The sequence below is a fragment of the Caballeronia sp. NCF2 genome, assembly GCF_023631205.1.
In the GTDB taxonomy this organism is placed as follows: Bacteria; Pseudomonadota; Gammaproteobacteria; order Burkholderiales; family Burkholderiaceae; genus Caballeronia; species Caballeronia zhejiangensis.
In genome coordinates this window covers 57,652-70,118 of sequence record NZ_JALQDN010000020.1, presented here as the reverse complement: position 1 = coordinate 70,118, position 12,467 = coordinate 57,652, and the positions used below count along the sequence as shown (strand labels likewise).

Annotated in this window: 13 protein-coding genes and 1 pseudogene; 11 read left to right on the top strand and 3 right to left on the bottom strand. The window is 63.6% G+C overall.

The genetic code is table 11. From position 1 onward, the window contains the following. Positions 1–26: 26 nt before the first annotated feature. Positions 27–1,889: pseudogene (locus NCS02_RS10175) on the bottom strand (Rne/Rng family ribonuclease); the annotation flags it as partial. Between the two features lie 495 nt (positions 1,890–2,384). On the opposite strand from NCS02_RS10175, the gene NCS02_RS10170 reads away from it, so the two are divergent. Genes NCS02_RS10170 through NCS02_RS10150 form a run of 5 tightly spaced genes read left to right on the top strand, consistent with a single transcriptional unit; the run spans position 2,385 to position 5,804 of the window. Beyond that, the gene (locus NCS02_RS10170) at positions 2,385–2,741 is read left to right on the top strand and encodes a hypothetical protein (RefSeq protein ID WP_144403826.1); all 357 of its coding nucleotides are present in this window, start codon (positions 2,385–2,387) and stop codon (positions 2,739–2,741) included. Positions 2,742–2,786: 45 nt separating this feature from the next. Further along, the gene (locus NCS02_RS10165) at positions 2,787–3,785 is read left to right on the top strand and encodes an RluA family pseudouridine synthase (protein ID WP_034473545.1); all 999 of its coding nucleotides are present in this window, start codon (positions 2,787–2,789) and stop codon (positions 3,783–3,785) included. Further along, a complete protein-coding gene (locus NCS02_RS10160) occupies positions 3,786–4,445 on the top strand; it encodes an HAD-IA family hydrolase (protein ID WP_008342265.1) in 660 nt (219 codons plus the stop codon). Continuing rightward, positions 4,442–4,816 (top strand): Rieske (2Fe-2S) protein, encoded by a 375-nt coding sequence (locus NCS02_RS10155; protein ID WP_008342264.1) that lies wholly within the window; start codon positions 4,442–4,444, stop codon positions 4,814–4,816. The genes NCS02_RS10160 and NCS02_RS10155 overlap by 4 nt, the downstream gene beginning before the upstream one ends. A gap of 25 nt (positions 4,817–4,841) precedes the next feature. Next, a complete protein-coding gene (locus NCS02_RS10150) occupies positions 4,842–5,804 on the top strand; it encodes a S49 family peptidase (protein ID WP_250523040.1) in 963 nt (320 codons plus the stop codon). Between the two features lie 2 nt (positions 5,805–5,806). Here NCS02_RS10150 and NCS02_RS10145 read toward each other — a convergent pair whose 3' ends face one another. Together NCS02_RS10145 and NCS02_RS10140 are read right to left on the bottom strand one after the other, a co-directional pair. Next, entirely contained in the window at positions 5,807–6,526 is a 720-nt protein-coding gene (locus tag NCS02_RS10145) for an SAM-dependent methyltransferase (RefSeq protein ID WP_008342260.1), read from the bottom strand. Beyond that, on the bottom strand, positions 6,523–7,140 hold the full coding sequence (locus tag NCS02_RS10140; RefSeq protein ID WP_034473541.1) for a Maf-like protein: 618 nt from the start codon (positions 7,138–7,140) through the stop codon (positions 6,523–6,525). Before NCS02_RS10140 ends, NCS02_RS10145 begins: the two co-directional genes overlap by 4 nt. A gap of 322 nt (positions 7,141–7,462) precedes the next feature. Here NCS02_RS10140 and NCS02_RS10135 point away from each other — a divergent pair, with 322 nt between their 5' ends. The 6 genes from NCS02_RS10135 to fabG all read left to right on the top strand — a co-directional run bounded on the left by NCS02_RS10135 (position 7,463) and on the right by fabG (position 12,467). Then, positions 7,463–8,083: a DUF177 domain-containing protein gene (locus NCS02_RS10135; protein ID WP_250440015.1), complete on the top strand. Its 621-nt coding sequence runs from the start codon at positions 7,463–7,465 to the stop codon at positions 8,081–8,083. A gap of 119 nt (positions 8,084–8,202) precedes the next feature. Then, positions 8,203–8,382 carry a 50S ribosomal protein L32 gene (gene rpmF, locus NCS02_RS10130; protein ID WP_008342254.1) on the top strand — a complete coding sequence of 60 codons (180 nt, stop codon included), beginning with the start codon at positions 8,203–8,205 and terminating at the stop codon, positions 8,380–8,382. Between the two features lie 138 nt (positions 8,383–8,520). Continuing rightward, positions 8,521–9,672 (top strand): phosphate acyltransferase PlsX, encoded by a 1,152-nt coding sequence (gene plsX / locus NCS02_RS10125; RefSeq protein ID WP_033537090.1) that lies wholly within the window; start codon positions 8,521–8,523, stop codon positions 9,670–9,672. After that, positions 9,672–10,661 carry a beta-ketoacyl-ACP synthase III gene (locus NCS02_RS10120; protein WP_008342249.1) on the top strand — a complete coding sequence of 330 codons (990 nt, stop codon included), beginning with the start codon at positions 9,672–9,674 and terminating at the stop codon, positions 10,659–10,661. Before plsX ends, NCS02_RS10120 begins: the two co-directional genes overlap by 1 nt. Before the next feature lie 121 nt (positions 10,662–10,782). Beyond that, complete coding sequence (fabD, locus tag NCS02_RS10115; protein ID WP_008342248.1) at positions 10,783–11,715, top strand: ACP S-malonyltransferase; 933 nt, start codon at positions 10,783–10,785, stop codon at positions 11,713–11,715. Between the two features lie 11 nt (positions 11,716–11,726). Beyond that, the gene (gene fabG, locus NCS02_RS10110; RefSeq protein WP_034473531.1) at positions 11,727–12,467 is read left to right on the top strand and encodes a 3-oxoacyl-ACP reductase FabG; all 741 of its coding nucleotides are present in this window, start codon (positions 11,727–11,729) and stop codon (positions 12,465–12,467) included.

The following is a 12,467-nucleotide window of genomic DNA, read 5'->3' as shown; positions in this document are numbered from 1 at the left end:
CGTCAGATGTTTATAAGACACAGGCCTTCGCGCGCGGCGCCGCCGCTACGGCGATTGCGGTTGCGATCGCCGCCGCCGGTGCGTTCACCGCGTTCGCGCGGCGCGCGCGTGGCCGGTTGCGCTTCGACCGGAGCCGGCGCGGGTTGCGGCGCAGGCTGAATGCCGAACAGATTCTTGATCCACGCGATGAATCCGCCGCTCGCCGGAACGGGCGTCGGCGCGGGCGCGGCCTCGACGGGCGCGGGCTTCACCGGCGCGCTCGGCGCGGGCTTCTCGGGCGTGATGCCCTTCACGGCCGCTTCCTGCTTCGGCTTCACCTCTTCGGTGCGCTTGCTGTAGCCCGTTTCAGATTCGAGCTCGCTCGCCGCTTCGACGGCCATCTTCCACGACGCGCGCGGATCGTCGAGACGCGCATCGTCGTGACGCAGACGCTCCAGCTTGTAGTGCGGCGTTTCGAGATGCTTGTTCGGAATCAGGACGACATTGACCTTGAAGCGCGACTCGATCTTGTTGATTTCCGAGCGCTTTTCGTTGAGTAGGAAGGCGGTCACCTCGACCGGCACCTGGCAATGGATCGCCGCGGTGTTTTCCTTCATCGCTTCTTCCTGGATGATCCGCAGCACTTGCAGCGCGGACGATTCGGTATCGCGGATGTGACCCGTGCCGTTGCAGCGCGGGCACGTCACGTGGCTGCCTTCCGACAGCGCCGGACGCAGGCGCTGACGCGACAGTTCCATCAGGCCGAAGCGCGAGATCTTGCCCATTTGTACGCGGGCGCGGTCGTGCTTCAACGCATCTTTCAGGCGCTGCTCGACTTCGCGCTGGCTCTTGGCCGATTCCATGTCGATGAAATCGATCACGATCAGCCCGCCCAGATCGCGCAGACGAAGCTGACGCGCGACTTCGTCGGCGGCTTCGAGATTGGTGCGCGTCGCGGTTTCCTCGATGTCCGCGCCCTTGGTCGCGCGCGCCGAGTTCACGTCGATGGCGACGAGCGCCTCGGTGTGATCGATCACGATCGCGCCGCCCGACGGCAGCGGCACCGTGCGCGAGTACGCGGTTTCGATCTGATGCTCGATCTGGAAGCGCGAGAAGAGCGGCACGTCGTCGTGATAGCGCTTCACCTTCGAGAGGTTGTCGGGCATCACGATATCCATGAAGGCGCGCGCCTGGTCATGGATTTCGGTCGTGTCGATGAGAATTTCGCCGATATCCGGCTGGAAGTAGTCGCGAATCGCGCGGATGACGAGGCTCGATTCGAGATAAATGAGCATCGGCTGGCCGGCGACGCCGCTCTGCGACGCGGCTTCGATCGCGCGCCACAGTTGCATCAGGTAGTTCAGGTCCCACTGGAGCTCTTCCGCCGAACGGCCGATACCCGCCGTGCGCGCGATGATGCTCATGCCTTCCGGCAGTTCGAGCTGCGCCATGGTTTCGCGCAGTTCCTGCCGTTCGTCGCCTTCGATGCGGCGCGACACGCCGCCGCCGCGCGGGTTGTTCGGCATCAGGACGAGGTAACGTCCGGCCAGCGAGATGAACGTGGTCAGCGCCGCGCCCTTGTTGCCGCGCTCTTCCTTCTCGACCTGGACGATGAGTTCCTGGCCTTCGCGCAGCGCGTCCTGAATGCGCGCGGAGCGCATCTCGACGCCATCGCGGAAATACTGGCGGGCGACTTCCTTGAACGGCAGGAAGCCGTGGCGGTCTTCGCCGTAGTTGACGAAGCAGGCTTCGAGCGACGGCTCGATGCGGGTGACGACTCCCTTGTAGATGTTGCCTTTGCGCTGTTCGCGCCCGGCGGTTTCGATGTCGATATCGATGAGCTTCTGCCCATCGACGATGGCGACGCGCAATTCCTCTTGCTGCGTCGCGTTAAACAGCATTCGTTTCATGAAACGGCTCCAGAATGGCTCCGTCCTCCCTCGTCGTGCGAATCGGCGTCGGTGACTGATACATCACGCGCGCGAAGCGGGAAGGTGGGCGTGCCACGCTTTTTTGTGTGTTGTCACAAAGCACGCTGGAGCGGGACTTCTGGCGGGAGAATTGCCGAAAGCAGGCCGCGGCTTCCGCATCGGACAGCCGCGCCGTGGGGCGCATTGCGAAGCAACTGCGAGACGTACGACAGATCGCTCGGCTCGTGGCGAGGATGAACGGCGGCGCTGCGGCTCCGCGTCTCAAAATGGACGCGCCGAACCGGCCTGCGCTCTTGCAAAGAGCCTGATTCCTCCCAACGGCGGCCGCGAGGAAGAGCGGTCTCGCGCAAACCGGCGCGATGCTTCGTAACCGATCCTCTTTGCTGCCTTGCCGCGCCGGCACGGCCGCGGGCCCGACTTGTTTCTGTCGGCTCCCGTCGGCTCGCGGCCGCATGTCTCGCCTCGTTTGCGGCGTTGTCGCGCTTCGCAGAAATCAGCGCAGCAGCGATTTCGCCGTCAGTTGTTCGCAAAATCGGCGAGCGTCGATTTGCCTTTTTCTCCCGCTCGACGGCAGGGTCGATCCGGGCTGGCATCCGGTTTTGCCGGGCGCCGTCGCTTCTCGCCGATAAAATTCTTTTTGACCAAAAATCCGTTACCGTCGGCGATCGACTCGACCGAACGCGCCTGTGGGCTCCGTCCTTGCCGGTGATATCGCCGTGCGTGCAACTCGTCGCTCTCGATTTTCCGGGTGAGCAACCGACCTTGGGCGCAAGTAAAATGATGGTTTATCGCTTGCACCGATACAGTCTGAATAATTCGGCCGCTGCTTGATCCTAAGCGTCGACCTTTTCAGGCTGCTCGCAAATTATATTCAGAATGAATGAGTTAGGCAAAACATCCCATAAACAGGTCGCAAGCGAACAAGTGTCGATGATCGAAGTCGACGAAACGGCCGCCGGTCAGCGGATCGACAATTTTTTGCTGCGCGTCTGCAAGGGCGTCCCGAAGAGCCATATTTACCGCATTCTCCGAAGTGGCGAAGTGCGCGTGAACAAGGGACGCATCGACGCGGCTTACCGGCTCGAGTTGGGCGATCTCGTGCGCGTGCCGCCGATCCGCATCGCGCAGCAGGACGCGGCGCCGGTGTCGTCGAACGCGCCCGCCGCCGAATTCCCGATTCTCTTCGAGGACGACCATCTGATCGTCATCGATAAACCGTCCGGCGTCGCGGTGCATGGCGGCAGCGGCGTCGCGTTCGGCGTCATCGAGCAGTTGCGCAATGCGCGGCCGCACGCAAAATTTCTCGAACTGGTGCATCGGCTGGATCGCGAGACGTCGGGCGTGCTCATGCTCGCCAAGAAGCGCCAGGCGCTCGTCGGGCTGCACGAGCAGATTCGCGAAAATCGGGTCGACAAGCGCTATTACGCGTGCGGTCACGGCGACTGGCAGAGCGACTGGGGCCGCCGGCGCATCGTCAAGGCGCCGTTGCATAAATATGTCGCAGCGGATGGCGAGCGGCGCGTGCGAATCCAGGAGAACGGGCTGCCGTCGCATACGGTCTTCAATCTGATCGAGCGCTGGCGCGACTACGCGTGGGTCGAGGCAGAGCTGAAAACCGGCCGCACGCACCAGATTCGCGTGCACATGGCGAGCATCGGCCTGCCGATCGCGGGCGACGCCAAATACGGCGATTTCGCGCTGAACAAGGAATTGGCCCGCCCGAGCGCGAAGCCGTCGCTGAAACGCATGTTTTTGCACGCGTATCGACTGAAAATCACGCACCCGGCGACGGGCGAGCCGCTGCAATTCGAAGCGCCGCTGCCCGTCGAGTGCAAACGGTTCATCGAACAACTGAAAAACCGGGAGACCGAGTAAATGGCGCGGCAGCAATTCGATCTGATCGTTTTCGACTGGGACGGCACGCTGATGGATTCGACCGTCCACATCACGCGCAGCATTCAGGCCGCGTGCCGCGACCTCGGGCTGCCGGTTCCCGCCGATGAATCCGCGAGCTATGTGATCGGCCTCGGCCTGAAGGACGCGCTGCAGATATGCGCGCCGACGCTCGATCCGTCCGACTATCCGCGCCTGGCCGAACGTTACCGCTTCCATTTCCTGACGATGGGCCAGAAAACCGAACTCTTCGGCGGCGTGCGCGAACTGCTGCAGGAATTGCGCGATCTCGGCTATTTTCTCGCGGTCGCGACGGGCAAGAGCCGCGTCGGGCTGAATCGCGCGCTCGACGAATCGCGGCTCACGAGCCTCTTCGACAGCACGCGCTGCGCGGACGAAACGTTCTCGAAGCCGCATCCCGCAATGTTGCAGGAACTGACGCGCGAGCTCGGGCAGGATCTCGGGCGCACGGTGATGATCGGCGACACGACGCACGATCTGCAGATGGCGATCAACGCGGGCGCGGCGGGCGTCGGCGTCGGTTATGGCGCGCATCCGGCCGATTCTCTCGCGGCGCTCAAGCCGCAGTACTGCGCCGACAGCGTCGCGTCGCTCGCCGGCTGGCTGCGGGAGCACGCATGAGCGAACCGGTGCGGGTATGCGCGTCCGACGAACTCGTCGATGGCGGCGCGGGCGTGCGCGTCAACGCGACCGAAGCGAGCGGCGACGCGGTCGTGTTCTTCGTCCGATACGGCGGCGAAGCGTTCGGTTATCTGAACCGGTGCGCGCACGTGCCGATGGAGCTCGACTGGAACGAGGGCCAGTTCTTCGAAAGCTCGGGCCTATACTTGATGTGCGCGACGCACGGGGCGATCTACGAGCCCGATACCGGCAAATGCGTCGGCGGTCCTTGCCGCGGCGCGCGCCTGCGGGCCGTGACGGTCGAAGAGCGCGACACGCCGGAAGGGCGCGCGGTCTTCTGGCTGCCCGACGACGCCGTGCGTCCCGCCTGATTCAATCTCTACACATCCACGACGCATGTCCGACAACATTCCGCCGCGCAATAACGACAACTGGGAGCGCGAAGCGCTAGAACGCATCGCGCTCGCCGCGATTCGCGAGCAGCGCGCCGCGCGTCGCTGGCGCATCTTCTTTCGCTTCCTGTTTCTCGGCGTGATCGCGCTGATCGCCTGGGGCGTGTTCGATTTCACCGGCGATCGTGCCGCGAAGGCTGGCAAGCACACGGCGCTCATCGATCTGCAGGGCGAGATCTCCGCGAACAGCGATGCCAGCGCCGACAACATCGACGGTGCGCTACAGAGCGCGTTCGAGGACGAGAACACGGCGGGCGTGATTCTGCGCATCAACAGTCCGGGCGGCAGTCCGGTGCAGGCGGGAATCATCAACGGCGAAATCCGGCGGCTGCGCGCGAAGTATCCGAAGACGCCGCTGTACGTGGTCGTCGACGACATGTGCGCGTCGGGCGGCTATTACGTCGCGGCGGCGGCGGACAAGATTTACGTCGACCGCGCGAGCATCGTCGGCTCGATCGGCGTGCTGATGGACGGCTTCGGCTTCACGGGCCTGATGGACAAGCTCGGCATCCAGCGCCGCATGCACACGTCGGGCGCGAACAAGGGCGCATTTGACCCGTTCTCGCCGGAAACGCCCGCGATGAACGCGCACGCGCAGGAAATGCTCGATCAGATCCACACGCAGTTCATCGATGCCGTGAAGCTCGGGCGCGGCAAGCGTCTGAAGGACGATCCGGAGCTGTTCTCGGGCATGTTCTGGACCGGCGAAAAGAGCGTCGAGCTCGGTCTCGCCGATGGTTTCGGCGACGCCAACTATGTCGCGCGCGAGGTCATCAAGCAGCCGGATATCGTCGATTACACGCAAAAGGAAAGCATCAGCGAGCGTGTGGTGCGGCGCTTCGGCGCATCCGTGGGCGATGCCGCCATGCGCGCGCTCACGCTCGGCGGCAAGCCTCAGTTGCGCTGAGTTTACGAAGCCAGCAAGAGGAAGATCGCCGGGCGCTTATGCAGGTCCGGCGCGGCCTGCTTCTTCCAGTCGGCCGCCGTGCGCGTGACGATGTTTTCACCCGGCAGCGTCAGATCGACGGCGACGCAAATGAGCGTCGACGGCGCGCAGCCAGCGATGAGCGCGTCGAGCATCGCCTTATTGCGATAGGGCGTCTCAATGAAAATCTGCGTCTGATTGGCCTTGCGCGACAGTTGCTCCAGCTCGCGCAGCCGTTTCGCGCGTTCGCCGGCATCGACCGGCAGATAGCCGTTGAACGCGAAGCTCTGGCCGTTCATGCCGGAAGCCATCAGCGCGAGCAAGATCGAGCTCGGTCCGACGAACGGCACGACCTTCACGCCACGCTGATGCGCGCGCCGCACGAGCAACGCACCGGGATCGGCGACGGCGGGACAGCCCGCTTCGGAGACGAGGCCGGCGTCGGTGCCGGCGAGGATCGGCGCGAGCAGCTTGTCGATTTCCGCTGGCGGCGTGTTCACGTTCAGCTCGCGCACCTCGATTTCCTGAATCGGACGTTCGGTGCCCACTTTCTTCAGAAAGGCGCGCGTCGTTTTGGCGTTTTCGCCGATGTAGTACGCGAGCGCGGCCGCCTGCCCGCGCACCGGTTCGGGCAGAACTTGGGCGAGCGCGTCGGCGTCGCCTTCGCCGAGCGTGTTCGGAATCAGATAGAGAACGCCGCTCATGCCGCCTCCAGCACCGGATGGCCGGCGTTCGCGAGCATTCCGGTCAGTGCGATCAGCGGCAGGCCGATCAGCGCGGTGGGATCGTCGGATTCGATCGCTTCGAGCAACGCGATGCCCAGGCCTTCCGCCTTGGCGCTGCCGGCGCAGTCGTACGGCGTTTCGGCGCGCAGGTACGTCTCGATCTGGGCGTCCGAATAGCGACGAAACCGCACGCGCGTGACGATATCGGCGGATTGCGCGTCGCCCGTGCGGCTGTCGAACAGGCAAAGCGCGCTGTGGAATTCGACGCTGCGTCCGCGCATCGCCTGGAGCTGGGCGAAGGCTTTCTCGTGCGTGCCGGGCTTGCCGATCTGCTTGCCGTCGAAGGTCGCCACCTGATCGGAGCCGATCACGAGGGCGTTCGCGTCGTTGCCGCTCCGTCCGGCCGCCGCACGCGCCTTGGCGATCGAGAGCCGAACCGCGGTCGCTTCGGGCGTTTCGTTGGCGAGCGGCGTTTCGTCGATATCGGGCGACACGACGTCGAACGGAATGCGCAGGCGTTCGAGCAATTCGCGCCGGTAAGGTGAACTGGACGCCAGAATCAGGCGTGGCGGCGATTTCGAAGCTTCAGACATGAGACGAACCGGACAAAAAAGGGTGTAAAAACGACGGGCTGCGATTCAGCCCTTAAGTATTTGACTCGAAAGAACAAAGCCGATATGATTTTGGGCTTTTCATCGGTACGTGCGCGGGCGAAGGCTCTCCTGTCATCGATGAAACCGGTCGAGCCGAAGAGTCAGAAAGCACGAGGTCAGACAGCATGATGCCGGCCAGATGCAAATTGGGGCAAATTCGGGCAAGTCGGGCCTGCATCGAAGCTGCATTTAAGCCGAGTCGCGGTGCATACTGAGCACTCACCGGTAGCACTAACCCAAGTAAGGCCAAGCAGGAGCGCACATGACTCAGAATCCTGGCAAACCTGTGAGCCCCGCCGATCCGCGCGCGCTCGACATTTACGAATTCGCCAAGAGCGGCAGGCAATCGGCCGGCGCGCTGCGTGTGTCGCAGATGCCGCGCATGTTAGCCGAAGTGCCGGCTGATGTGCCAGACGGCGATACCGTGTTCACCTGGCAAGGCGAGGGCTCGACCCAGCCGGAATTGCAGGACGACGGCACGGAGGCGCCGCAGCCGTATCTGCGTCTTGCGGTGCACGGTTCGGTGTGGCTCACGTGCCAGCGCTGCCTTCAGCCGTATTCGCAGCATCTCGATGTCGATGCGACATATCGGATCGTGGCGACGGAAGAAGAAGCGGACGAATTTCCGCTCGACGACGATGAAGTGGAAGTGATCGTGGGCTCGCGCCAGTTCGATCTCGTCGACTTGATCGAAGAGGAGTTGTTGTTGTCCTTGCCGCTCGTGCCCAAGCACAACGTATGTCCCGAGACGCACGAAAGTCTGCTTCCGGGCACGGCGGACGACGAGCCGGATGAAAGCGGTGTGACGGATGAGGACGAAAAGCCGAATCCGTTTGCCGTGCTGGAGAAGCTCAAGGGCGGCTCCGACGGCAAGAAGCACTGAAATGGTTTTGTAGCACGCAACAAACTGGTAGCGCGATGTGCGCACCCGATGGCCGAACGGCCGAGGGCTGTCGGCGGATCGGGCTGTGTTAGAATTCGCAAAATTTTTCTGGAGTAATCATGGCAGTTCAGCAAAACAAGAAGTCGCCGTCGAAGCGCGGCATGCACCGTTCCCACGACTTCCTCCCGACGGCTCCGCTGGCTGTCGAGCCGAGCACGGGCGAGGTGCATATGCGCCACCACGTGAGCCCGAACGGCTACTATCGTGGCAAGAAAGTCATCAAGACGAAGAACGACTAAGCGTTCATCGACGCTCGATGCGCCCGCCGGAATCATTCCACGGGCGCGCGGGCGCAACTCGCTCTTGACACTTTCCCGGTACGACGAGAAGGCGGCATTTCACTGCCGCTTTTTTGTGTCCGAAATTCGTCGCGTTCCATGACTGTAAAGATAACCATCGACTGCATGGGAGGCGACCACGGTCCGGCCGTGACCGTTCCCGCTGCCGTCAATTTCGTGCGCTCGCATCCCGACGCGCACCTGATGCTCGTCGGTCTCGAGCAACCCATCCGCGCTCAGCTCAAGAAGTACAAGGCTTCCGACGAGCCGCGTCTGACCGTCGTTCCCGCCAGCGAAGTCGTCGCGATGGACGACCCGGTCGAAGTCGCGCTGCGCAAGAAGAAAGATTCGTCGATGCGCGTCGCGCTCAATCTCGTGAAAGAGGGCGAGGCGCAGACCTGCATTTCCGCCGGCAACACCGGCGCGCTCATGGCGGTGTCGCGCTATGTGCTGAAGACGCTCGCCGGTATCGAGCGGCCTGCCATTGCGTTCGCGATGCCGAGCCAGAAGGGCTACACCACGGTGCTCGACCTGGGCGCCAACGTCGATTGCGAACCCGAGCATCTGCTGCAGTTCGCGGAGATGGGCCACGCGCTCGTATCGGCGATCGAAGGGCGCGAACGGCCCACGATCGGTCTGCTCAACATCGGCGAAGAAGTCATCAAGGGCAACGAAACGATCAAGCGCGCGGGCGAACTGCTGCGCGCGAGCACGCTCAACTTCTACGGCAACGTGGAAGGCAACGACATCTATAAAGGTACGACCGATGTCGTCGTGTGCGACGGCTTCGTCGGCAATGTCGCGCTGAAGACCTCCGAAGGTCTCGCGAAAATGCTCGCCGACATGATCAAGGAAGAGTTCAGCCGCAACTTCGCCTCGAAGTTGATGGCGCTCGTCGCGCTGCCCGTGCTGAAGCGTTTCAAGAGGCGTGTCGATCCGGCGCAATATAACGGCGCGGCCTTGCTCGGCCTGCGCGGGCTTGTAATCAAAAGTCACGGTTCGGCCGAGGCCTTCGGGTTTGAGTGGGCCATCAAACGCGGGTATGATGCCGTCAAAAATGGCGTGCTCGAACGCCTGGTGCGCGCGATGGAAGAAAACGCTCCCGCCGCGCGCGAGGCGGACGCGAACGGTCCCGCGTCGGCGGCCGCGGATCAATCGATCCAGCAGGCCGCTTCACAGCTGAACCCACAGCCAAACTCGCAGCCGAACCCGCCGGGCGAGTCCGGTACTGCGCTACATTCGAAGGCATAATGGCTCAATCCAATCTTTACTCTCGCGTGCTGGGCACCGGCAGCTATCTGCCGTCCGAGCGTGTCACGAATCAGGACTTGGCGGACCGTCTCGCGAAGCAGGGCGTCGAGACCAATGACGAATGGATCGTCGCGCGCACCGGCATTCACGCGCGACATTTCGCAGCACCGGATCAAACCACGAGCGATCTCGCGCTGATCGCTTCGCAGAAGGCGATCGAGGCGGCGGGCATCGATCCGCAATCGATCGATCTGATCATCGTCGCGACTTCCACGCCTGACTTCGTGTTCCCGAGCACGGCGTGCCTGTTGCAAAACAAGCTCGGCATCAAGAACAACGGCGCGGCCTTCGACGTGCAGGCGGTGTGCTCCGGTTTCGCCTACGGCGTCGCGACGGCGGACAGCTTCATTCGCAGCGGCCTGAACCGCACGGCGCTCGTCGTCGGCGCGGAGACGTTCTCGCGCATTCTCGATTTCAACGATCGCACCACATGCGTGCTGTTCGGCGACGGCGCGGGCGCGGTCATCCTCCAGGCGTCCGATGAGCCCGGCGTGCTGTCGAGCGCGCTGCACGCGGACGGCAGCTATTCGGACATTCTCTGCACGCCGGGCAACGTGAACGGCGGCGTGGTTCAGGGCAGCGCGTTCCTGCACATGGACGGACAAGCGGTGTTCAAGCTCGCGGTCAACGTGCTCGAAAAGGTCGCGCTCGAAGCGCTCGACAAGGCGAAGCTCACGCCTGAAGACATCGACTGGCTGATTCCGCATCAGGCCAACATCCGCATCATGCAAAGCACGGCGCGCAAGCTGCATCTGCCGCCGGAGCGCATGGTCGTGACGGTCGGCGAGCATGGCAACACGTCGGCGGCATCGATTCCGCTCGCGCTCGACGTCGCGGTGCGCGACGGCCGCATCAAGCGCGGCGACAACATTCTCATCGAAGGCGTGGGCGGCGGCTTCACGTGGGGCGCGTCGGTCATCCGCTACTGATTCGCCGATCAGATCCCTCTACCCAATTCGTAACTGATCCCTCTTCATCGCTGACCCCGCGCGCTCCTCCAGCGCGCGGTCCATGAGGACATCGCGGATCATTCCAATCAACGAGGACGATATGAAATTTGCGTTCGTTTTCCCCGGACAAGGCTCGCAGTCCATCGGCATGCTCAACGCATTCGCCGATCACGCGATCGTGCGCGAGACCGTGCAGCAGGCTTCCGACGCGCTCGGCCAGGATCTCGGCAAGCTGATCGCCGAAGGCCCGGCAGAAGAGCTGAACCTGACGACGAACACGCAGCCCGTCATGCTGACGGCCGCGTATGCGATTTATCGCGTGTGGGAAAAGGAAACGGGCCTGAAGCCTGCGCTCGTCGCTGGTCACAGCCTCGGTGAATACACCGCGCTCGTCGCGGCGGGCGCGCTCGCGTTCGCGGACGCCGTGCCGCTCGTGCGTTTTCGCGCGCAGGCGATGCAGAACGCGGTGCCGGTCGGCGAAGGCGGCATGGCCGCGATCCTCGGCCTCGACGACGACACCGTGCGCGCCGTGTGCGCTGAAGCCTCGTCGGCGGGCGTCGTCGAAGCGGTGAACTTCAATGCGCCGGCGCAGGTGGTCATCGCCGGTTCGAAGGCGGCCGTCGAGAAAGCGTGCGAGCTGGCGAAGGCGAAGGGCGCGAAGCGTGCGCTGCCGCTGCCTGTGTCCGCGCCGTTCCACTCTTCGCTGCTCAAGCCCGCATCGGATCAGTTGCGCGACTATCTCGCCAAGGTCGAAGTGAAGGCGCCGCAGATTCCGCTGATCAATAACGTCGATGTCGCGATCGTCTCCGATCCCGCCGCGATCAAGGACGCGCTGGTGCGTCAGGCCGCCGGTCCAGTGCGCTGGGTGGAGTGCGTGCAGGCGATGGCGAAAGACGGCATCACGCACGTCATCGAATGCGGTCCGGGCAAGGTGCTCGCGGGCCTGACGAAGCGTATCGACGGTAATCTCGTCGGCGGCTCGATCTTCGATCCGGCATCGCTCGAAGAAACGCGCAAACTGATCGCTGGCTAAGGACGAACAACATGAATCTGCAAAACCAGGTAGCAATCGTCACGGGCGCGTCGCGTGGCATCGGACGCGCGATCGCGCTCGAACTCGCGAAGCAGGGCGCGACGGTCATCGGCACGGCGACGAGCGAAAGCGGTGCTGCGGGCATCAGCGAAGCGTTGCAGCAAGCGGGCGGCAAGGGCCGTGGCGCGGTGCTGAACGTGAACGACGCCGCCGCGGCGGATGCATTCATCGACGGCATCGTCAAGGAATTCGGCGGGCTGAACGTGCTCGTCAACAATGCGGGCATCACGAAGGATCAGCTCGCGATGCGGATGAAGGACGACGAGTTCGACGCCGTCATCGATACGAACCTGCGCGCGGTGTTCCGTCTTTCGCGCGCGGTGCTGCGCCCGATGATGAAGGCGCGCGGCGGCCGCATCATCAACATCACGTCGGTGGTGGGTTCGTCCGGCAATCCTGGCCAGGCCAACTACGCGGCGGCAAAGGCCGGCGTCGCCGGCATGACGCGCGCGCTCGCGCGTGAGATCGGCAGCCGTGGCATCACCGTGAACTGCATCGCGCCCGGTTTCATCGACACCGACATGACCAAGGTCCTGCCGGAAGAGCAGCGCACCGCGCTCACCGCGTCTATCCCACTTGGCCGACTGGGCGCGCCCGAAGATATCGCGCATGCTGTGGCATTCCTGGCCTCGCCGTTCGCCGGTTACATCACCGGCACGACGCTGCATGTGAACGGCGGCATGTACATGTAA